This is a genomic window from Indibacter alkaliphilus LW1 (assembly GCF_000295935.2).
Lineage (GTDB): Bacteria > Bacteroidota > Bacteroidia > Cytophagales > Cyclobacteriaceae > Indibacter > Indibacter alkaliphilus.
In genome coordinates, this window is record NZ_ALWO02000044.1 from 21306 (window position 1) to 43863 (window position 22558).

Consider the following 22558-nt stretch of genomic DNA (forward strand, 5'->3'; position numbering starts at 1 on the left):
ATTATTTTTTCAATAAAGATATGGCAGTTCTAACGAGTGATTTTTCAAAAATTAGCAAAGCCACAAAATAAACGGCAAGAAATAAAGTTGTGACACCCAATATATTGAGAAAGTTAGAGTCAACTTTAAACAAAGGGAAGACCAAATAGGTCCCAATACTAATAAGAATTCCAAGGAGATAAAGTAGGCTAATATCTTTTAACTGCTCTGCGAACTTATAATTAATTAGTCTTCCTGATGCAATCATATTGCTCAATACAAAAGTGTATGAAACTACTGTTAATGAAATCACCATTGCCATAATCCCAAAAGGAAGTGCAACTGCAATGGCTATGACACCAAATATTTTTTTTATTACTTCTACTTTTAAAAACAAATCACTTCGACCTTTTACTTTTAAAATATTGAGGTTATAGCTACTAATTGGTCTAACAATAGACGCAATAGAAAGAATTTGAAAATATGGTACCGCTGGTAACCATTTTTCCCCAAATAATAACAAGAAAAAATCTTCAGCTACAATTATTAATATGAGCATCATTGGTATTACAATACTCAATACGAGTTTCATTGTTTTTTTATAAGCATTTTTAAGTTCTGCATCCGTTTTGATATTCGCAAAAAGCGGATAGGTTACTTTACCAATTACGGAGCCTATCTGTCCTACCGGAAATAAACGCATTGTTTCCGCTTGCGTAAAAAAACCAACTTGGGCAGGAACAAAAAACTTACCGATAATAATGTTATAAGCGTTGTTATATATCCTATCTAACAAGCCAGACAATGTCATTTTATAGCCAAAGTTAAAATGATATTTCCATTTACTTTTATCAATTTTAAAACCAGGTCTCCAACTAGAAAAAAGCCAATATTGTACGCTTAATGCCATAGCTTGTGATATGTTAAGCCAAACCAAACTCCACACACCATATCCTAAGATAGCCATTATAACTCCTGTTGCTCCACCTATAAGCGTTGAAGGAATTTGAATGGTCATCTGTTTTTTGAAATTCATTTCTTTAGTCAGCTTAGCTACGTGTACCGCCACAAAAGCATTTATGACAAAACTAAGGGCAAATACCCTTACTAAATCTGTTAAGATAGGTTGTTCATAAAATGTACTGATAAAAGGAGCTCCCAAGAAAATTAAACCATATAGCCCTAGACTTACTAAAATATTCGTACTGAAAACTGTAGAGTAATCTAGGTGATCGGGATTTTCAGTTCTTATGAGAGATGTCGTCATACCACCATCCATTAACAATTGGCCAATAGCAATAAAAACATTGATCATTGCAATAAGTCCAAACATTTCAGGCAATAACAACCTAGCAAGAATAATTTGGACACCAAAACTTATAATCTGAACTCCAGATTGCTGCGCAAAAGTCCAAACTATTCCGCTTAACGCTTGCTTTTTTAAACTCATTTAAAAAAAGTTGAATAAGAGGCAGTAGTCTGCACAATACCAACTTGAAAGGAAAAAATTGGCTTATAGTTTAAATGTTTGTTAGCCTTTTCAATACTCGCCAAAGAATGCGGAACATCCCCCTTTCTATTCGGGCCAAACTTAATTTCTAAATCCTTGATTTTCGGATCGTATTCCGCTAAGTATTTTTTTAATAATTCAACCAATTCTAAAAGTGTTGTCCTCTCCCCAGCGGCAGTATTATAAACCTGATTCAGCGCCTCTTGATTCTCTGTAGTCAGGCACAGCAAATTCATCAAAATCACATTATCGATATAGGTAAAGTCTCTGGAATAAGATCCATCCCCGTTGATGACCGGACTCTCATGATTCATCAGTTGCTTGACAAATAATGGAATAACAGCTGCATAAGCACCATTGGGATCCTGCCGTCTTCCGAAAACATTGAAATACCTTAATCCAATGGTATCCAGGCCATAGGCTTTATGAAATATATCTGCATACAATTCATTCACGTACTTAGTAATAGCATAGGGTGAAAGTGGCTTTCCAATTTCATCTTCTATTTTTGGGAGTTTTTCAGAATCTCCATAGGTAGAAGAACTCGCTGCATAAATAAAGCGCTTCACCCCATTATCTCTTGCCGCTACCAGCATATTCAAGAAACCGGAGACATTTACCTCATTGCTTGTGATGGGATCATTAATTGATCGAGGTACTGAACCTAAAGCCGCCTCGTGCAGTACAAAGTCTATATCCTTGCAGGCTTTTTGGCAAGTTTCCAGATCTCTGATATCTCCTTCGATAAGGGTAAAGTTATCCTTCGATAAAAACTCCTCTATATTATGCCTATGTCCAGTCGCAAAATTATCCAGACAAACTACCTTGGCTCCCAAACCTAAAAGTGCTTCACATAGGTTGCTTCCTATAAACCCGGCCCCACCAGTCACCAAAATTCTTTTGTCTTTTAATTGCTGGAATTGGGGATTGGTACTAAAGTCGTGCATGGTTTTTAATTATGGTTAATGATTAAAGATGTAAGACAAAAGACGTAAGACATAAGATTAGAAGCGAGAGGCGAGAAACCAGAAACGAGAAACGATAATTAACGCGCAAGAAGCATCAACTTCACTCTGCCTCTCGTAAATCTTCAATCGTAATTCGTAAATGAGACACAAGACATAAGACGCTAGACATTAGACTTGAAGGGATAGTTTAACGCTTAACGCTTAACTTTTAACAATTCACTAATTTTGCTTCCCTGTTTTTGGCGAGATGCACTATTTACTCTCACTCTTTTTGCGGCCAAAAAACAATTCAACTTCGCAATTGGATCCTCGGGTTGAAACCCGAGGCTATTATATCTGCGCCCTTACAGGGCTACAGGCCACTCCTCTATTTTAAATTTTTCAATTTAATTTCCTTAATGCCCAATATTAATCCTTAACAATTAACTTCTCCCTTTTCTTTCATTTCCGCCCGGATGACTTGGTCGGACAAGAATGGTAAATTGAAATGAGGTGTGAGCCCCAATAACTATCTAAGGAGAAGCATTAAATTAACTCTGCCCCTTGTAAATCGTAAGTCGTATTTCGTAAATGAGATGTGCGACACAAGACGCTAGACATAAGATTAGAAGGGATAGTTAACGCTTAACGCTTAACATTTAACTATTAACTAATCACTATTAACTAACAACTAATCACTATTCTCTACTCTCCCCCTCAATACATCAATCCAAAATGCCAGAGCGGTATGGTATTGTGATAGCCGCTTTCTATATCGTCTTTGACCAGGTATCCCTTTTGGGCTGATTTGATCTGTTTGATGCCTTTGTCTTTTCCTCCAAGCTCAAATTCCATGTCATTCACCCTAAAATCACCCAAGGATGAAGTCCAGACTTGGTGGCTTACTTTCAGTTGATTGAGGAAAAAGGTCTCTCGGATATTCCCCGTATTTTGGTTTTCTCCTGCCAGACTGTACACCAGATTGGTATTTTCCAGGTACACTTTATCGACTTTGCCCAATGCGCGAATGCCTGCTGTTTGGCCTCTCAATTGTGCAACCATTCCTGCATCTTCCATATATAGCAGGTAGTCGGCTAACTTGAAAACACTATTTCGCACTATGACAGTGCATTTTTTGCTGAATTTTGCACTATAACAGTGCGTTTTTTTTTTTTTAGATTAGATATGAGACACAAGACATAAGACTCGAGACGAGAAGCTAGAAACGAGAGACGATATTTATCGGGGAAAAAGCATCAACTTAGCTCTGCCCCTCGTAAATCGTAATTCGTAAATCGTAAATGAGATGCCAGACATAAGACCCTAGTCATAAGACGCGAGACCTAAGATTAGATGGAATAGCTTAACGTTTAACCCTTAACGCTTAACATTTCACTATTCACTCTCCTTCATCCTTCCTCCCTCATCCTTCATCCCTCATCCCTCATCCTTCATCTTTCCTCTCCCTCATCCTTCATCCTTCTCTATCCACTATTCACTTTGTGCTAGAAACTCATGTACCGGCATCATAATAACAGTTAAACCGTCCTTTTCTAGGATATCACTTTGATTCATGGTCACAATATAGCCAAGGCTGATTTTCAAATCCTGCATGGCTTCCATCACTCCAAAAAGCTCTCGGTTAAAGTTCTCTTCACTGACGTTTAGGCATACCTGTATCGCTTCCTTTAATTGGCCTCTTTCCATAGTGACAAAGTCACATTCACCTTTATTTTTGTAATAAAACAGCTGTTTGTATCGCCGACGAAGATCCAGAAAGACTAAATTTTCCAATCGCCTCCCCATATTATCACTAGTAGAAACTGATACCTCTGAATAGATTCCCAAGTCCATAACATACACCTTTTTGGGATTTCGGGCCTGTACTTTCAAGGAATGATCAAATAGAGGCACAAAGTCCAGTAAATAAGCATCTTTCAGGAATGAAAAGTACTCTAAAAATGTGGTTGCCGATTTGATTTCAAACATTCCCACTAGTTTATTGGCGGATACCAAATTACCTATGTTACTGATAAGGTAAGCAGCCAATTGCCGCAAGGAATTGATATCACGCACAGAATGCCTAAGCGCAATATCCCTAACCAATATATCATCCACTAAAGTATAAATGACCTCAGAAAAAGATGTTTTAATAAATTCGGGTATGCCTCCTGTTTTGAGATAGGATTCGACTGCTGTTTCAGAACTCTTAATGCTTTTATAGTTGATATATTCAGAATAGGAAAATGGGAATAACTCCATAGATAAGTGTCTTCCAGTCAAATGAGTCCCTAATTCCACACTCAACATCGCTGCATTTGATCCGGTAACAAAAACTTTGTATCCCTCCCTTAACAGCTGATTTACAAAAGTTTCCCAGTTATTAATGACCTGTATTTCATCAAAAAAAAGGACTTGAATACCACGCTTTTCTATTTCCCGATGAACCCGTACAAAATCACCTGTTTCAAATGCTGAAAAACGGATATCATCAAAATTGAGATAAAGTGCATCCTGATAATCTTTGCGAAGTAACTGTAGTAATAAAGTACTTTTCCCACAACGTCTAATACCAGTAATGATGGTTGCAAATGAATCTGCTATAGGAATATGATCCAGGGCATCACGTTTAAAACCGCTTTCCTGTTTGAGAAACACTTCCTTTTGTGAATTTATCACCAATGCTATTTCCTCTTGCCTGATCATGCAATAAACCTTATTCCTATATACCTTTCATTACAAATGTAAGATAATTTACAGTACGATGGAAGATTTTATTCTGATGTTTCTTTTTGAAGATGTAGGATTAGAGGCAAGAAGCTAGAAACGAGAAACTAGAGACGATAATTATCGGGGAAGAAGCATCAGCTTAACTCCGCCCCTCGTAAATCGAAGTTCGTAAATCGTAAATGAGATGTGAGACATAAGACATAAGAAGCTAGACTTAAGATTAGAAGGGATAGTTTAACGTTTAACTTTTAACTTTTTAACATTTAACCCTTAACAAATCCATTTCATCATTTGATCAATTAAACAATTCCACCTTTCATCATCATCCTCGAAGCCATATATCCCAGGTTTTTAATCCATTTCCCAAAAAAATCAAGATTGAGCCTTCAGTTTCCATCGCATTTATGCGGTAGTTTTTTGCCCTGTATAGAAGGGTATGGGCTTCAGCCGAAAATATTTCGACTAAAGTCGCTAAGCATTCCGTTTCCGCCTCCGGCCACCGGCTAAAGCACGGTGGAAATTGATTTGGAGCACAACTCACTATTCACTAATCACTATTAACTTTTAGTAAGAAATTCATGTACCGGCAACCGCTATTCTACTTGCAATAGCCACAACCATACCGGCATGATGTTTATGACCTTATCATCTATCGTCAACTGATCACTTTCATCTTCAGTTAAAATCAGCCCCTCTTTGAGTTGATAAGCTGTCATGGCATCCAGCAATCCATTGATCTCCCGCTGTTTTGTTTGGTCATCGTAAATAGACCAACAAACCTGAATGGCTTGAGTGATGCTGTTTCTTTCTTTGATCACAAAATCACATTCCCCTTTGTTATGATGATAGTAAACCGTTTTTGTTTGTCGTTTCAACTCTAAAAACACCAAGTTTTCGAGCAGTCTCCCTTGATTTTCACTATGCTGAAAACTGAGTTGCCGCATTAATCCTAAGTCTATTCCATATACTTTTTTGGGATTATGAAGCTGCTTTTTTACAGATGCATCATATTTCGATACCAAGCTCAACATATAGGCATCTTGTAGGAATCCCAGGTACTGCTTTACGGTGGTGGCATTTTTAACACCGATTACTTTTGCCAAGCTATTGTAAGAAATTAATTTACTCGTATTGCTCGTAACAAAAAACATCAGTTCCAAGAGTTCTTGTTCATTTGTTATGCCATTTCTCACCATAACATCCCGATATAAAATACTTTCATAAAGAGATTTTAAGTATTCAGTATGCTTTGATTTTAAAAAAGCAGGGAATCCACCTAATTTAAAATAGTCATTAAATGATGCTTTGAGTAGGGCTTTATTGTCTGTATTGAAATAGTCCAGTGAATTGGGTTCAATTTGATTTAGTTTCAGGTATTCTCGAAACGAGAACGGGTAAAGTTCCACTTGCTGATAGCGCCCTGTTAAATGGGTGCCTAACTCTTTGCTCAACATAGAAGCATTGGAACCCGTGATATATACTTTATTCCCATAGTCATGCAGACGTCTGACAAAACGCTCCCAACCGCTAATATTTTGTATTTCATCAAAATAAAAGGTGGTTTGCTTACCAAAACGTTCTCCAAAAAGTTCTAAAAGCAGTTGGAAATCCTCTACCTTAAATTGAATTAACCGATCATCATCAAAGTTGAGGTAGTAGTCTTTTTCTTTATTTTTTGCACGTATCGCCTGCAATAAGGTGGATTTACCACAGCGTCGAATCCCTGAGATCACAACCACACTATCATCCTTTAAAATAGATACATGCTCTCGGTCAATAGAAGATGGTTCCCATTTTAAAGCATTTTGATCACTGATTACTGCTTGAAGTAATGATTTTTGCATGCGTATTTTTTTATTACAAATCTAACAAGTTCCTATTGATAAAAGAAATTTAATAAAAATAGTCACTATTTGTAATAGCAAACACTTGTTATTATCGGGGAAGATGTGCTCTCCCGGTAGCTATCGGGAGAGCCATAAGACTCAAGACATAAGATTAGAAGGGATAGTTTAACGCTTAACATTTAACTCTTAACTCCTCACAAATTCCGCTTCCCTGTTTTTGGCGCGATGCACTTTTTACTCTTACTCTTTTTGCGGCCAAAAAACAATTCAACTTCGCAATTGGATCCTCGGGTTGAAACCCGAGGCTATTATATCTGCGCCCTTACAGGGCTAAAGGCCACTCCTCTATTTTAAATTTTTCAATTTAATTTCCTTAATGCCCAATATTAATCCTTAACAATTAACTTCTCCCTTTTCTTTCATTTCCGCCCGGATGACTTGGTCGGACAAGAATGGTAAATTGAAATGAGGTGTGAGCCCCAATAACTATCTAAGGAGAAGCATTAAATTAACTCTGCCCCTCGTAAATCGTAAGTCGTATTTCGTAAATGAGATGTGCGACATAAGACGCTAGACATAAGATTAGAAGGGATAATTTTACGCTTAACGCTTAACATTTAACTCTTAACTAATCACTATTCACTCCTCACTATTCACTCTCCTTCATCCCTCATCCTTCATCCTTCATCCTTCATCCCTCATCCCTCATCCCTCATCCTTCATCCCTCCTCCCTCATCAAAGTCTCCCATCCACCTTGCTCTTCTCCAACACCGATTTCACATCAAATACGACCTGATTGTCGGAGGCGGCTACAGGCCAGTCTTTGAATTCTTTGTGGGCTACGGCAAGGATAATGGCTGAATACTGATCAAGCTTGTCTTTGGTATTTCCATTGATCACCTCAATTCCGTATTCATGCATGACTTCCTGAGGATCTGCCCAAGGATCATATATATCCACGTCCATATCAAAGGTCTTCAGCTCCTGAAAGATGTCAATCACCCGGGTATTCCTTACATCCGGACAGTCTTCTTTGAAAGTGAAACCCAAAATCAAGACTTTGGCATCTATCACCTTCAGGTCCTTGCGCATCATAAGTTTAATGACTTCAGTGGCCACATGTTTGCCCATGGAATCGTTCAGCCTTCTACCGGAAAGGATGATTTCGGGATGATAACCTACTTCCTGTGCTTTTTGGGCCAGATAATACGGATCTACACCTATACAGTGACCCCCAACCAATCCAGGACGGAAAGGAAGGAAGTTCCACTTGGTTCCCGCTGCTTCCAATACTTCTTGCGTATCAATGCCCAAAAGGTTGAATATTTTGCTCAACTCATTCACAAAGGCAATGTTGATGTCCCTTTGGGAGTTTTCTATCACTTTGGCTGCTTCAGCCACCTTGATGCAGGAAGCTTTGTGTGTACCTGCGGTAATCACAGACCTGTACAATTCATCCACATAGTCTGCTACTTCAGGGGTGGAACCGGAAGTCACTTTCAGGATTTTGGTTACCGTATGTTCCTTATCTCCCGGGTTGATCCGCTCCGGAGAATATCCGGCAAAAAAGTCCCTATTGAAGCTCATACCGGATACGGATTCCAGTACCGGCACGCACTCTTCCTCTGTTACCCCAGGGTAAACGGTGGATTCAAAGATCACCACATCACCTTTTTTCAAAAGTCTGCCTATCATCTCCGATGCTTTGAGCATTGGTGTGAGCACAGGCTTATGGTGTTTATCTGTAGGGGTAGGAACGGTGACAATAAAGATATTGCAATTGGAAATAGCCGCCAAATCATCGGATACCAAAAGGCCTTTACCGGCATCTTCCAGGGCGACTGGGTTCTGAATTAGCACTTGCTGCAATTCAGCATCAGCCACTTCCAGGGTCCTGTCCTTTCCTTTTTGGAGTTCATCCACACGCTTGCCATCTATGTCATAGCCTACGGTTTTATATTTTTCCGCAAAAGCCACTGCCAAAGGAAGACCCACATAGCCAAGGCCTATGATTGCGATTTTGGATTCTTCAAGAGGCAGGAGATTTAAAGACTGATTTTTCAAAGCTTAAATAGTTTAAATATGTTTAACTGAGTAATTGTTTGATGAAATGTTTAACTGTGGAATTGTTTAATTGATTAACTGAGTAGTGGTTGAATTGTGGAACTGAGTAGCGGTTGAATTGTGGAATTGTTTGTTGAAAGTTTAATTGGTTAATTGTTTAATTGATCAACTGAATGCCTCAATTTGTCGATTCCCCAGTTCATCAGTTCATCAATTATTTAATTTTAAGTTTTGTTTTTAGATTATCAGATTTTGAAATTTGATATTTGTATAAAGCATTTAACTTATTGATAATTTCACCCAGCTTTTGCCTTAAAGTAATATACAATTCCTCATTGAGATAAGTCATGTCGAATGCGTAAATGAGATGATCTATAGTTTCCAAAGCACTTGAATAGGATATATTTGTAAAGTGTGCTTGATCATTAGAACTTGCTCTACCAGAACCTTCCGCCAAATTCGTACCTATACTTGAGGATGATCTTCTAATTTGAGAAGTCAGTTCAAATTTTTCGTCCGATGGAAAACTGAGTGTAAGTCATTTAATTTCAACCCTAAACTTCCTGGCCAATTGATAAACATCCAACTTCTCAAAAGCATATTGATGAAACTTATTATCCATACAATCAAATTAAAGGCCTACTACCCATATCAGTTAAACAATTAACTAATTACACAATTAATCTGTAATTCAGTTAAACGATTAATCAATTACACAATTAAACCGCTATACAATTTTCAGTTAAACAGTTAATCAATTAACCTTTTCAACCCTTATCCTTCCACCTTCATCTTTTCTTGTACTTCCCTGTTTTTGGCGAGAGGCCTTATTCACCTTTGACCTTATTGCGGCCAAAAACAAATCTAACTCCTCATTTGGGATCCTCGGGTTAAAACCCGAGGCTATTATATCTGCGCCCTTACAGGGCTTATGGCTACTCCTCGATTTTTTATGTTGCTTTCAACATTCAGTCCTTCGGCAAGTAAATACGGATAAATTATGAATAACAATTTACGGGAATCGATGTACAATGAACCAAGTACCTATTACTTGTTTTAGAAATCCAACCCTTCAACTTAATCCAAACCAATATTTCTATTTATCCCGAATCGTTTCACTCTCGGGATCTCCGCTTCACTTAGATTTCGCGAAGCATATTTCTACCATATTTCATTTTATCTAACCCTTAACATTCAACCTTTAACAATCTTTACCTCATCAGTTAAAAATTAAACTCTCCATCCTTCCCACAGCTTCGCCCTTTCAGTCCCATTTCAGGAACCTAAGAGGTATTATTTGTCAGAAAGTATACAGGTGATTATTTTTTTCAATCATTGGCAGCCCAGGTAGCACCAAAAAGATCACTTGTACAAAAAGGGTCAAATTGCAGGCACAAAGATAGGACTTACATCTCTAATAAAGCCCGTGATTTTTACAATTTATTAGTGGAAAAAACATAATTAAACTTTTATTATTATCAAATGCTTTTTCCTGTTTTTATAATGCTCCTAGCCGGATTTGAAACCTGGCTAAAAGGAAAAGAAATTTGAAAATTAAATCCCTTTCAAATTTTCAGGACAAAGAGTGATATTTTCAAAAAAACGCTCTTATCCTGTTTCTTTTTGCAAACAAAGCGTCATTTCCTTACAAACCTTCTTGTAGCCTTGTGTATCGTGGATATAGAAAATATGGCTGTGTACAAACTTCTCTATAAAACAGGCCTCTTTTTGGGAATTATAAAAAAGACATCCTGCATTTACCAATTGCAAGTCAGGGTATTGACTCTTTTCAATTCCATGCAGTACATTTTCAAGAATAAGAGCTTGAATATTATTCCCATAGTCATACTTTTTATTGAGAAAAGCCAAGGGTTTTTCGTCTAAAAAGATGACATACAGTGAAGTGGTTCTTTTTTCTTCTCTCAAAACCAATCTTCTGATTTCAATCTCACCGGCATCCAAGCTGAATTTCACAATTACTTTGGGCTTTTTATCCCTTGCTTGATCTAGAATGCCCTTAACATGCTGAAATTGGGTATCAAGTGTAAACTGAGATGTTTCCGGTACCTGTTCGATTTTGTAATAATGATCCAGAATCATTTTGAAAGGATCAAAAATCTCGGTGTCATGCCTGTAAGTGAAATATACCTTTTTGCCGTATAGGTTTTTTCTTTTCCTCACATAGCCGGTAGCTACGAATTTAAAATAATTGAGAAGGTTCATAAATATAAGAGTTGTGGTTGCTGGTTGACTTAATAAAAGTCATTGGTCAAAAAAGGGCTTATTGGTATAATTGTATTATTTCTTTTTTTTATGTTACTACTATTTTTTTCACATGTACAAAAACTATTTTTTGGTAATAAATCATTGGAACTGCAATGTACATCAAAATAAATCAACGTGTAGAAAAAATGTATATTCGTATGGATTTTACAATTATTCGTGGCTTTTTGTAGGACGCTTGCAATTTTTTGCGCTTCGTGTCATGGTTTTTAGTTCTTATTTTTAGATCACACAACAAGTAATTTGAACCAAAGAAAGTACTTAATTCTAATGATTTTCCTGGCTGAACACCATAAATCCCAAACCCTGATAATGCTATATATTCTATGAATTATTAAATTAATTACACCTTCTAAACATAGAATAACTATAAATACTGCGCTGGTCGAGCGCTGGCAGGTCTAATCGAAGCTGAGGTCAATCCCACTTTGTCAAAGTAAAGGGTTCGGCTAAATCTGTCAGATTTCCCCCTATCATTTGCTAACCTGATATAGCGAGGTTAATAATTGATTTTATATATTTTCTGAAGTTGTTGACAAATATTATTATACTGACTCAACCGGGTTACATAAAAGACATGGGAATGAATGAACTTCTCTAAATATAAAGCATGGTCAGCAGATGAAACGAAAAGCACAGGCTCTTCTTCATGTTGCAAAGCAGGGTTACTCTTCAGGTTGGTACCGAAAATTTCATTTTTGATAATGCTGCTGCGTTCTTTTCCATAATCATACTTTTTATGCCAAAAGGCCAAAGGTTCTTCATTGAGTAAAATAGAATAAAAAGAGGTAGTTCTGTACTCTTCTCTAAGCACAAAGTACTGCACATTCAATAAGCCCAAAGGCAAATTAATCAGACAGTCCAATTTAGGTTTAAGTCCTGCTAATTTTTCAGAGAAATCAGAATGTTCAAAATTGTATTGATCTACCTTGACTTTAAAAGTATCACTGACCATATGAATCTTAAAATATTGGTCAAGAATCATGGCAATGGGGTCAAAAAGTTCTGCACCATGGTGGTATTTGAAATGCACCTTGATCCCATTTAGGACTTTCTTTTTTCGGATATATCCGGAAAAGATAAATTTAAAATAATTGACCAGGCCGCTCATGGTTGTTGTGGTTTTAATTGCTTTAGCTGCTGCCATACCTATCATCAGGCATCGCAGACATATCTTAACATAACTTAACAATAACCATACCCGAAACAATTATAATGCACGATTAACATTTTAATTATATATTATCAATATTTCATATTATTTATAAATGATAACATAAAATTGATTTGAAGTTCAGGGAATTGATTTTTGTACAGGGATTACTGGCATTGGTAGAATGCGAATTTTTTAGAAAAAAGTGGATAGTTGAATGTTAAAAGTTAAATGTTCAATAGTTACCCGGATTTTGGTCGGCAAGATAGAGGAATGCTTCACTTTGTCATGTTAAGCAAAGTGAAACATCTGATTTCCTCCAAAAACGAAGCTTTATCTGTGTAGATCTGTAGGATCTGTGGTTAATTTTAATTGATAATGGTGGTTACCAATTTCCGCTGCGCTTTAGCCGGCGGTCTAGTCCATGGAGATCAGCCCCTTCGACTTTAGTCGAAATCTGCGTCATCTGCGATATCTGCGGGAGAAAACAAAAACTGGATATTGGCGGATACTTAAGGATATTGAACTAATTCAACCCTACTTTTCAAAGCGAAGCTTTATCTGTGTAGATCCGTGTCATCTGTGGTTTTGATTTTTTCGATATTGAAAAGTGTAGATAGATACTTCCTTCCTCAGTATGACAAGGTGAAGCTATTCTTAGTCCTTTACCGTGGCTTTGTATACTCTACTCCAGCCTTTTTTAAAAAAATCATAAAAATCTGAGATATCTGCGGGCAAATAAAAAACCCTCGAGGATTGAAATACCTCAAGGGTTTGCGTATTCTAAAACCTCCTTGCCGGATGGTAGGCCTAAGATTTAAAATCTTGTATGGGCCGTCCCTACAGGACGGTATAGAACCTCAACCCTTATCTTTTCTACCAATGGGCTGTGCCTCTGGCACAAGTGGATTTTAGATTGTTGATTTAAGATTCTAGATTGAAAAACACATAGCAACCAATTTCCCATCTTGAACAAATTGGTGCGGTATCAACTGATCCAATTCATCAAAACCCTTCCGTGCTTCTCCGTGCCTCCATGGCAAAAATCGGCCTCCTTTTTAAGATTATCAATCCTCACCCCTCCTGCGGGGAAAGGTTTAATTGTGTAATTGATTAACTGTTTAACTGAGGAATGTTAAAAGTTAATTGTTAAAGGTTAAATAGTTACCCGGATTTTGGTCGGCAAGATAAAGGAATGCTTCACCTTGTCATGTTAAGCAAAGTGAAACATCTGATTTCCTCCAAAAACGAAGCTTTATCTGTGTAGATCTGTAGGATCTGTGGTTAATTTTAATTGATAATGGTGGTTACCAATTTCCGCTGCGCTTTAGCCGGCGGTCTAGTCCATGGAGATCAGCCCCCTTCGACTGTAGTCGAAATCTGCGTCATCTGAGATATCTGCGGGAGAAAAAGTAAAGAGAAATCTGATTTCTCTGCTATCCTTGGTCTCTTCACTGCCTCCATTTCTGATTTTGTTGAACGGGTATTGGGTAAAAGTTAAAAGTTAATGGTTAATTGTCCGTACCCCTTAAAACTTAACATTTAACCCTTAACAGTTCATCAATTCATCAACTCTTCAGTTAAACCGTCAATCAATTAATCAAAACCCTTCCGTATCGTCTCCGCAATTTCCGCCAGTTCCTCCTTGCTGAGCTTGAGCTTTTCTCTGTTGAAATTGATGTCATCCATACTTCTCAAAGGAACCAAGTGAACATGCACATGTGGTACTTCCAAACCAATCACTGCTACACCTACACGTGTACATTTGATAGTTTTGTCCATTGCTTTGGCCACTTTTTTTGAAAACAAATGCAAACCTGCCAGTATTTCATCCTCAAGATCAAAAATGTAATCGACCTCCACTTTCGGCACTACCAGTACATGCCCTTTGACCAAAGGCATAATATCTAAAAACGCAATATAATTATCATCCTCTGCTACAATATGTGCAGGGATCTCTCTGTTGATGATTTTTGTAAATATGCTTGCCATAGCGATAAAAATAAAAAATCCCGATTGGTATTACCATCGGGACAGAAAATTTATTTAATAGGTAATGTCCAGTACCTCAAATTGGAGGGTACCTGCTGGAGCTTTGATTTCAGCAACTTCACCAACAGTCTTTCCCAGCAATCCCTTTCCAAATGGCGATGCCAAAGAAATTTTCCCTGCTTTGAGGTCAGCCTCTTCCTCCGATACCAAGGTATAGGAAACAGTCATCCCGTTTTTGACATTTTTGATTTTCACAGTACACAGGATCCCAACTTTGGAGGTATCCATTTTGGAATTGTCCATTACACGTGCATTACCTACTACAGCTTCCAGCTTGGCGATTTTCAACTCCAACAATCCTTGCGCATCCTTGGCAGCATCATATTCCGCATTTTCACTGAGGTCACCTTTATCCCTTGCTTCTGCAATTTGCTTGGCAATGTCAGATCTGCCTTTTGTCTTCAGCTCATGAAGCTCATCCTTCAGCTTCTTTAATCCTTCTTCGGTGTAATACTGTATTTTACTCATGCTTATTTATTTTACTATGGCTATGAAAAATAAAAGAACGGTCTCATTGCTGAAACCGTTTCCTTGTCCTTGTTTTCTATGTAACTCTGCAAAAGTAACAATTCTTATCAGACAAACCAATCTCAGGTGGTTAAAAGAAATATTTATCCTTCTGATTAATTGTTCAAAAAAGTGATTTTTTCAAAAATTAAAACCTCATAACAGGAGGAAGATACTTTGCTACCAAATCTTCATAATAGGGCATCAAAGCTTTGACATCAGGTGCCACAGGAACTTTGGAATACAGGTCGTAAGGATTGAATTTGTCCACCCATTTGAACATTTCCCTATCATGCGCATTCAATAAGTGATCATAGGCCCCTTCCCTATGCTGCGCATAAAAAGAGTGGTAGCGGATCATGTACAGTGCCGGTTCGGGGAGGTAATCTTTTACTATTTGATACAGGTACTCATCATGCCCCCAAGACATCATTACCTTTTCCAAACCACATTGTGATTCATAGATACCGTACTTTGAATTGTACCGCTCATCCTGACTGTCCGGGTTGAGATCAAAAAACTCAGGGTACACAATCTTATCAGAATGTCTGCAACCTACAGGGAAAGTATCTCCGACTACTGCCCATTGGGGTTCTCCAAAAAGACATAGCACCTTTCCCATATCATGGATAAAACCGGTAAGTACAAACCAGTCCGGATGCCCATCTGCCCTAATGGCTTCTGAGGTCTGCAAAAGATGTTGCAACTGGTCCAAGTCTGTATCCGGATCTGAATCATCCACCAAAGTATTGAGAAACCTGATGGCCTCCCAAAAAGGCATTTCCCTTTTGTCAAATTTTAAATACTCTTTTTCTTTGGCACAGACAAAATCATAAGTTTGGAAGGTATGGTTCAGCCTGTAAAATTCCCTGACTGTGTCCACCCGCTCCGAATCCGTATAATTTCTGTAAGCTACTTTGGTTTTTGATTGCTTTCCTTTTGGTTCGGGATACCTGACCAAGAGATCGTCTTCCCATTCTTCCAAGGATTTCAATGGCTGATTGCCTTTATTTTCAAATTGAGCCCCCATGACTGAAATTTAGTTTTCTTCAATTTAGAAAAAAATATATAAATAAGAAAATAACTGTTTGAGGATTAACCTTTTAATAGGCTTATCATTGATCGGAAAAGGCCTCTTTGATTTTTTGGACCAGCACCTGATTGATCTTTTCATAAGACTGAAAAGTCCAGCCAGCTATATGCGGGCTGAAAATCACATTTTTTCTAGCTGCCAATCTCTCAAAGGAGTTTTTTTGCTCCGAAGTGAAAGTGTCAAATTTCTCATTTTCCAGCACATCCAAAACTGCCCCCTTGAAAATCCCTCTGTCCAAGGCTTCATTGAGGGTGTCAAAACTGATGATTTCCCCCCTTGCAGTGTTGATGAAATATATGGGTTTTTTGAATCTTTCCAGGAGATCCATATTCAGAAAATTCCTGGTTTCCAAGGTTAAAGGCACGTGCATGCTTAATACATCAGTTTCTTCCAGCAGCTGTCCCAAAGAGGCTTCTCTGACATGAAAATTACCAAAGCCGGATTTATACTTGTCATAGGCCAAAATATTCACATCAAAGCCTCCCAATTTCCGTGCAAAAGAAGAACCCATATTGCCATAGCCAATTATTCCTACAGTTTTGCCCTGCAATTCCTCTCCTCTGTTTTCCTCTCTTTTCCAAATCCCTTTCCTTACCTCAGCATCAGCTTTGCTGATATGGTTAAACAAAGACAAAAGACCTCCAATTGCCTGTTCGCCCACAGCATCCATATTCCCCTCAGCTGCATGGAACAGTTTAATATCATGCTGCTCCAAATAGTCCAGATCTATTTTGTCCAAGCCTGCTCCTGCCCTTCCTATAAATTTGAGTTTCTTTGCTTTTAGGAGCAATTCACGGTCTATGGGTGTTTTGGATCTGATGATAAGGCCTACAAATGCCTCTATTCTATCCAGAATTTCATTTCTACTTATTTCAGGACTGTACTCCACCTCATATCCAGCTTCTTCCATAAGCGAAAGGATAGAAAGATGCATTTCGTCTATAATCAGTACTTTATTGGGGGTCATTGAAGGGTGATTTAGATAATTTAAACTGCTTTTTGTCTAAAGGTTCAGCAAATACATGGCAACTGCAAAATATACAGCCAGTCCCAAAAGATCATTGGCTGTTGTAATAAATGGCCCTGAGGCTATTGCAGGGTTGATTCCGAATTTATCCAATACCAAAGGAGTCACTGTACCCATAAAAGAGGCCATCAGGACCACAAAAAACATAGATAAACCAATGGTAAATCCAAAAATAGAATCAAAACCATAAATAAATTTGACTACCGTAAAAACAAATAATCCCAAGACCAGGCCATTGACCAAGGCAATCAGCAGGCCCTTTACAAAACGTTGCCAAGGGGTATCGTCAAAAACAGATTTTGAGGCGAGGGTCTGTACCACCAAAGAGGAGGATTGTATGCCCACATTTCCCCCAGTTGCAGCTACCAAAGGAATGAAGGAGGCCAGAGCAATGTACTTGCTCAAACCTTCTTCAAAAAAGGTGATGATCTGGGCACCCATCAGCCCGCCAACAACACCGATCACCAGCCAAGGCAGACGGGCTTTGGAAATCCTCCAAATACTATCCGATTCCTCCACATCTGCCGAAATACCTGTCATGGCCTGAATATCCTCTTCTGATTGCTCACGGATCAAATCCAGGATATCATCCACCGTAATTCTCCCAACAAGCTTATTTTTTGCATTGACTACAGGAACGGATTCCAGATCATACTTACGCATGATCTCGGCCACCTCTTCACCTTCCATATGAGTGGGTACAGAGATAAGTTCCGGCTCATAAATATCCATAATCTTGGTATTGGATGCTGCCAGAATAATTTTCTTTAAGGAAACCCTTCCCAAAAGGTGTTGCTTGTTGTCCACTACATAAATGGAGTATATTTTCTCCACTTTTTCTGCCTGCCTTCTGATTTCTTCAATGGTCTGAATCACGTTCCAGTTTTGATTGGCCTTGATATATTCTTTGGCCATCAGTCCACCTGCGGAATCTTCATCATAGCGAAGCAGATCCAGTATATTGGCAGACTTCTCTTTTTCCTGAAGGTGACTGATCACATCCTCCCTTTCTTTGGAGGGCATTAGGATTAAGATATCGGCAGCATCATCAGAATCCATTTCATCGATCAGGGAAGCCAATTCAATCGCCTCCATTTCACGGATAACCTTGTTGACAGAGTCTTCATCCAGCTCTATCAGAATATCCGCAGCAGTCTCATGAGACAATAGTCTCAATACATAAATGGCCTCTTCTAAATTCAACTCATCCAGCAATGCAGCTATATCGGCAACATTGACCCCTTCGAGAGATTCCAGAATAAAATCATTCTGTTGCTCTTCGATCCCAGCTCTAAAGCTCTCCAGGTACTCTTTGGATAATTCAAATGTCTTTATTGGTTCCAAGATTCCTGTATTTTATTGGTTAATAGTATAAAATCCTGCACATCCAGCTGCTCAGCCCTCAGGTTGAGCATGGGGTCTTCATGTAGGCTGTCTTTGAGACCCATCCCCTTCATGCAATTACGAAGAGTTTTCCTCCTTGTACTAAAAGCTTGTTTGACCACTTTGAAAAACAGCACTTCATCACATGCCAATTCCGGGACATTATTTCTAGTCAGCCGGATCACACCTGAATTGACCTTGGGAGGAGGGTTGAAGACACCGGGTGGTACAGTAAATAAGTATTCAATATCGTAAAAGGCCTGGAGCAAAACAGACAAAATCCCATAGCTTTTATTGCCTTTGGGAGAAGCTATACGCTCTGCTACTTCTTTTTGCAACATACATACTACTTCCTTCACTGAGTTTCTTTCTTCGAGAATTTTGAAAAAAATCTGGGAAGAAATATTGTACGGGAAATTACCGGCCACGATATAGGGTCCTCCCATAACAGTGGAAAAGTCCCTCTTCAGGTAATCAGCCTCAATAATCTTTTCTCCCAGGTCAGGATATTTTTGATGCAGGTAGGCTATAGATTCCTTGTCAATATCCACAAGGTAAAGCTCCCAGTTTTCCTCTAGGAGAAAATCTGTCAAAACTCCCATTCCAGGACCAATTTCCAAAAGCTTGTTTACACCCTCATGTCCCTTTACTGCCTTGGCAATTTTTTCCGCAATACTCAGATCCGTCAAAAAATGCTGTCCAAGGTGTTTTTTGGGTTTGACCTTCTCCATGTGCTTTCCTTTGATTATTTTCTATAAATTGCATGTCAAAAATAAGAGAATTATCACAAAGCGCGACAAATAATTCTAAATCCCCTGAAAGCATGGGAAAGCAAGCTTTTAAACTTGATTTTCCTACTATTTTAAAGTATGGGAGATGCTGGAGCCGATAAAACTCTTGTTATTCTTGTCATTTTGAATCTGAATAATTTAATGAATCAAAGAAAAAATAAACCCGTCATAGGAATCAGTATCGGAGATATCAACGGCATTAGCGCCGAAGTCACCATCAAAGCACTTTTGGACAACAGGCTACAAAGGCTAATTACCCCCGTTATTTATGCGCATGGCAAGGCCATGACTTTTTACCGCAAGCAGTTGGAATTGGAAGACTTCAACTTCATGCAGATCAAAAGTATCTATGAGGTTCATCATAGAAAAATCAACTTGATCAATGTGGTGGAAGAAAGTCCGGAAGTCATCCCAGGTGTAGAAACTCAAGAAGCTGGAAAAATGGCTTTGGCAGCGCTTGAACATGCCATCACTGACCTCAAGTCAGAAAAACTGGACGCCTTGGTCACTGCTCCTCTGAATAAAAACAATATCAATAGCCCTGAAAAGAAATTTGTCGGGCATACCGAGTTTTTGACTGAAGCATTTGAAGTAAAAGAAAGTTTGATGTTTTTGGTTGCCGAAGACATCAGGGTAGGCCTGGTGACGGGACATATCCCTGTAAGTCAGGTAGCGCAGAGAGTGAATGCTGATAATATCCGTAAAAAGTTACAATTGATGCTGGATTCCCTTCAAAATGACTTCGGCATCAACAAGCCAAAAGTAGCTGTTTTGGGACTCAACCCTCATGCTGGGGAAGATGGACTTTTAGGTGATGAAGAGGAGAAAATCATCAAACCTGTTGTAGCTGAATTCAAAGACAAAGGTCATTTGGTTTTTGGTCCTTATCCTGCTGACGGCTTTTTCGGCATGCTCCACCACAAAAAGTTTGATGGGGTTTTAGCCATGTATCACGATCAGGGGCTGATTCCTTTCAAGACATTGGCTTTTGAAACCGGCGTCAATTTCACAGCTGGCCTGCCCATTGTCCGCACTTCACCTGATCATGGCACTGCCTATAACATTGCCGGAAAAAATATTGCGGATGAAGGGTCAATGCGTGCTGCCATCATGGAAGCTTATGATATAGTCCGCAGCAGAAGGGGCTGGGAGGAAGAAGATGAAGGATGAGGAAGGAAGGGTGAAGGATGAAGGAGGAAGGGTGAAGGAGGAAAGAGGAAGGAGGAAGGAGAAGGATGAAGGAGGAAGGAGGAAGGAGAAGGAGGAAGGGTGAAGGATGAATATCGAATAATGAAGTTGAGGCCTGTCCGACTGGTTATCAAGGCGGAAAGGAAGGGTGAAGGATGAGGGAGGAAGGGTGAAGGATGAAGGAGGAAGGGTGAAGGATGAATATCGAATAATGAAGTTGAGGCCTGTCCGACTGGTTATCAAGGCGGAAAGGAAGGGTGAAGGATGAGGGAGGAAGGATGAGGGATGAGGGATGAATGTTGGCCAAATGATCGATTTGAAGGAGGAAGGATGAAGGATGAAATTGGGTCTGACTTTGTTTGAGGGAATCCCTAGCCCTGTAAGGGCGGATTGTATAATAGCCCAGGATTTTAACCTTGGATTGTAATTTAGAACCGAGATTCAAGTCAGGGTTTACCATTAACATATATCCACTAAAGCTACCATTGACATCGATCGGGGCGACACGTCACCCTGAGCGAAGAGAAGGGTCTCTTGATAAAAAAGGTAGGAGATTCTTCGTTCTTTCCTCACTACCATTGCCAGATATGGAGGGATCGTCATTCTGAACGCAGTGAAGAATCTCCTACTTTTAAATAGAGGAGATCTCGAGACTGTAATCTAAACTCTGTCTAAAACTTTGAAAATTAGTTAAAGTTTATAAGATAGAGTATTATGAAAGAACAAGAGAGTGCATTTAAGAAGAAAGTATTAGATCAGTTTTTATCAGGAGAGAACCTTTTCGGTAAGCAAGGAGCCTTAGCGCCGATACTGAAGGAGTTTTTGGAAGAGGCCCTTCAGGCAGAGATGGAAGATCATCTCCGTGACGAAGAAAAGGGTTGGCCATCGGGAAACAAACGAAACGGCACAGGCAGTAAGACTGTTAAGAGTGCTCTTGGTGAAGTGAAGCTGGATACACCACAAGACCGTAACAGTAGCTTTGAGCCGAAGATCATTGAAAAAAGACAACGTATATTGGCCGACAGCCTTGAAGACCAGATTATAGCCCTTTATGGCATGGGAAGCAGTATGCGTGATATATCGTCCCATATTAAGGAAATGTATGATACAGAGGTATCCACGGAGGTTATCAGCGATATTACAGACAGGGTTATTCCCAAAGTTAAGGAGTGGCAAAATCGTCCTTTGGATGAAGTTTACTGCATCGTATGGCTAGACGCCATGCATTTCAAGGTGAGGGAAGAAGGTAAAGTCCGTCACAAAGCCCTTTACAACATATTGGGAATCAACAGAGAAGGCCGAAAGGAAATCATGGGGATGTATCTTTCGGAAAGTGAAGGAGCTAACTTTTGGCTCCAAGTACTAAGTGACCTTCATCACCGTGGGGTAAAGGATATCCTGATAGCCTGTACGGACAACCTTACAGGTTTTCCCGAGGCAATCAGGTCAGTTTTCCCCAAGGCTGAAGTACAGCTCTGCATTGTCCACCAGATCCGCAATAGCCTTAAATATGTGGCCAGCAAGGAACAGAAGGAGTTTGCACGTGACCTTAAGCGTATTTATGGGGCAGATACCAAAGATCAGGCAGAATCAGAGCTATTGGAGCTGGAGGAAAAATGGGGGAAGAAATACCCAGTAGTCATTCGTTCTTGGAACAGCAACTGGGAGAATTTGAGTACCTTCTTTGCCTATACCAAACCGATAAGAAAAATGATTTATACCACAAATGCGGTAGAAGGATACCACAGACAGATAAGAAAAGTGACAAAAACCAAAGGGGCTTTCCCAAGCGATATGGCACTTCTGAAGCTGGTTTATCTGGCTACCAGAAGGATCGAGAGGAAATGGTCGTCTCCTCTTCAGAATTGGGGCTTGACAGTCCAACAATTAGCCATTAAGTTTGAGGGGAGATTGAATTTGGATATATAGAAAATTAAACAATTAGTTCCCTTCCCCAGGGGTACCCCTGGGGAAGGGAAGGACAGAGTTTAGCTAACACTCCC

The 22558-nt window shown here is 39.1% G+C and carries 16 protein-coding genes and 1 pseudogene; 2 read left to right on the forward strand and 15 right to left on the reverse strand.

Annotated elements, in window-relative coordinates; genetic code table 11:
* Window position 1: 1 nt before the first annotated feature.
* From A33Q_RS15775 to rsmA, 15 genes and pseudogenes are all read right to left on the reverse strand, one after another.
* Window positions 2–1429: a lipopolysaccharide biosynthesis protein gene (locus A33Q_RS15775; protein ID WP_009035879.1), complete on the reverse strand. Its 1428-nt coding sequence runs from the start codon at window positions 1427–1429 to the stop codon at window positions 2–4.
* Window positions 1426–2436, reverse strand: coding sequence for an SDR family oxidoreductase (locus A33Q_RS15780; RefSeq protein WP_009035880.1), 1011 nt, complete (start codon window positions 2434–2436; stop codon window positions 1426–1428). The genes A33Q_RS15775 and A33Q_RS15780 overlap by 4 nt, the downstream gene beginning before the upstream one ends.
* Window positions 2437–3153: 717 nt before the next feature.
* On the reverse strand, window positions 3154–3555 hold the full coding sequence (locus tag A33Q_RS15785; protein WP_200862471.1) for an ATP-binding protein: 402 nt from the start codon (window positions 3553–3555) through the stop codon (window positions 3154–3156).
* 372 nt (window positions 3556–3927) lie between these two features.
* Window positions 3928–5142, reverse strand: coding sequence for an ATP-binding protein (locus tag A33Q_RS15790; protein WP_009035882.1), 1215 nt, complete (start codon window positions 5140–5142; stop codon window positions 3928–3930).
* A 617-nt stretch (window positions 5143–5759) separates the two neighbouring features.
* Window positions 5760–7010: an ATP-binding protein gene (locus tag A33Q_RS15795; RefSeq protein ID WP_009035883.1), complete on the reverse strand. Its 1251-nt coding sequence runs from the start codon at window positions 7008–7010 to the stop codon at window positions 5760–5762.
* A 739-nt stretch (window positions 7011–7749) separates the two neighbouring features.
* A complete protein-coding gene (locus A33Q_RS15800; RefSeq protein ID WP_009035884.1) occupies window positions 7750–9078 on the reverse strand; it encodes a nucleotide sugar dehydrogenase in 1329 nt (442 codons plus the stop codon).
* A 214-nt stretch (window positions 9079–9292) separates the two neighbouring features.
* Window positions 9293–9604: pseudogene (locus A33Q_RS22610) on the reverse strand (four helix bundle protein); the annotation flags it as partial.
* A gap of 1082 nt (window positions 9605–10686) precedes the next feature.
* Window positions 10687–11301: a hypothetical protein gene (locus A33Q_RS15810; RefSeq protein ID WP_009035886.1), complete on the reverse strand. Its 615-nt coding sequence runs from the start codon at window positions 11299–11301 to the stop codon at window positions 10687–10689.
* A 559-nt stretch (window positions 11302–11860) separates the two neighbouring features.
* Window positions 11861–12472 (reverse strand): hypothetical protein, encoded by a 612-nt coding sequence (locus A33Q_RS15815; protein ID WP_009035887.1) that lies wholly within the window; start codon window positions 12470–12472, stop codon window positions 11861–11863.
* 1638 nt (window positions 12473–14110) lie between these two features.
* Window positions 14111–14506, reverse strand: coding sequence for an HIT family protein (locus tag A33Q_RS15820; RefSeq protein ID WP_009035888.1), 396 nt, complete (start codon window positions 14504–14506; stop codon window positions 14111–14113).
* Window positions 14507–14560: 54 nt separating this feature from the next.
* Window positions 14561–15034: a transcription elongation factor GreA gene (greA, locus tag A33Q_RS15825; RefSeq protein WP_009035889.1), complete on the reverse strand. Its 474-nt coding sequence runs from the start codon at window positions 15032–15034 to the stop codon at window positions 14561–14563.
* Between the two features lie 187 nt (window positions 15035–15221).
* Window positions 15222–16103: an inositol oxygenase family protein gene (locus tag A33Q_RS15830; RefSeq protein WP_009035890.1), complete on the reverse strand. Its 882-nt coding sequence runs from the start codon at window positions 16101–16103 to the stop codon at window positions 15222–15224.
* Between the two features lie 85 nt (window positions 16104–16188).
* Window positions 16189–17133: an NAD(P)-dependent oxidoreductase gene (locus tag A33Q_RS15835; RefSeq protein ID WP_009035891.1), complete on the reverse strand. Its 945-nt coding sequence runs from the start codon at window positions 17131–17133 to the stop codon at window positions 16189–16191.
* Between the two features lie 36 nt (window positions 17134–17169).
* Window positions 17170–18537 carry a magnesium transporter gene (gene mgtE / locus A33Q_RS15840; RefSeq protein ID WP_009035892.1) on the reverse strand — a complete coding sequence of 456 codons (1368 nt, stop codon included), beginning with the start codon at window positions 18535–18537 and terminating at the stop codon, window positions 17170–17172.
* Window positions 18525–19307 carry a 16S rRNA (adenine(1518)-N(6)/adenine(1519)-N(6))-dimethyltransferase RsmA gene (gene rsmA, locus A33Q_RS15845; protein WP_009035893.1) on the reverse strand — a complete coding sequence of 261 codons (783 nt, stop codon included), beginning with the start codon at window positions 19305–19307 and terminating at the stop codon, window positions 18525–18527. The genes mgtE and rsmA overlap by 13 nt, the downstream gene beginning before the upstream one ends.
* Before the next feature lie 201 nt (window positions 19308–19508).
* Between rsmA and pdxA the strand changes: the two genes are divergently transcribed.
* Window positions 19509–20537: a 4-hydroxythreonine-4-phosphate dehydrogenase PdxA gene (gene pdxA / locus A33Q_RS15850; protein WP_016255400.1), complete on the forward strand. Its 1029-nt coding sequence runs from the start codon at window positions 19509–19511 to the stop codon at window positions 20535–20537.
* Window positions 20538–21269: 732 nt separating this feature from the next.
* Window positions 21270–22484, forward strand: coding sequence for an IS256 family transposase (locus A33Q_RS15860; protein ID WP_009036496.1), 1215 nt, complete (start codon window positions 21270–21272; stop codon window positions 22482–22484).
* The last annotated feature ends 74 nt before the right edge of the window (window positions 22485–22558 follow it).

What these genes read in the sequence shown, in the direction of transcription:
- A33Q_RS15830 (WP_009035890.1), bottom strand. Translation starts at nt 16,103, where the DNA reads ATGGGGGCTCAATTTGAAAATAAAGGCAATCAGCCATTGAAATCCTTG.
- A33Q_RS15775 (WP_009035879.1), bottom strand. Translation starts at nt 1,429, where the DNA reads ATGAGTTTAAAAAAGCAAGCGTTAAGCGGAATAGTTTGGACTTTTGCG.
- rsmA (WP_009035893.1), bottom strand. Translation starts at nt 19,307, where the DNA reads ATGGAGAAGGTCAAACCCAAAAAACACCTTGGACAGCATTTTTTGACG.
- A33Q_RS15780 (WP_009035880.1), bottom strand. Translation starts at nt 2,436, where the DNA reads ATGCACGACTTTAGTACCAATCCCCAATTCCAGCAATTAAAAGACAAA.
- A33Q_RS15835 (WP_009035891.1), bottom strand. Translation starts at nt 17,133, where the DNA reads ATGACCCCCAATAAAGTACTGATTATAGACGAAATGCATCTTTCTATC.
- A33Q_RS15790 (WP_009035882.1), bottom strand. Translation starts at nt 5,142, where the DNA reads ATGATCAGGCAAGAGGAAATAGCATTGGTGATAAATTCACAAAAGGAA.
- A33Q_RS15810 (WP_009035886.1), bottom strand. Translation starts at nt 11,301, where the DNA reads ATGAACCTTCTCAATTATTTTAAATTCGTAGCTACCGGCTATGTGAGG.
- greA (WP_009035889.1), bottom strand. Translation starts at nt 15,034, where the DNA reads ATGAGTAAAATACAGTATTACACCGAAGAAGGATTAAAGAAGCTGAAG.
- A33Q_RS15820 (WP_009035888.1), bottom strand. Translation starts at nt 14,506, where the DNA reads ATGGCAAGCATATTTACAAAAATCATCAACAGAGAGATCCCTGCACAT.
- A33Q_RS15815 (WP_009035887.1), bottom strand. Translation starts at nt 12,472, where the DNA reads ATGAGCGGCCTGGTCAATTATTTTAAATTTATCTTTTCCGGATATATC.
- A33Q_RS15795 (WP_009035883.1), bottom strand. Translation starts at nt 7,010, where the DNA reads ATGCAAAAATCATTACTTCAAGCAGTAATCAGTGATCAAAATGCTTTA.
- A33Q_RS15860 (WP_009036496.1), top strand. Translation starts at nt 21,270, where the DNA reads ATGAAAGAACAAGAGAGTGCATTTAAGAAGAAAGTATTAGATCAGTTT.
- pdxA (WP_016255400.1), top strand. Translation starts at nt 19,509, where the DNA reads ATGAATCAAAGAAAAAATAAACCCGTCATAGGAATCAGTATCGGAGAT.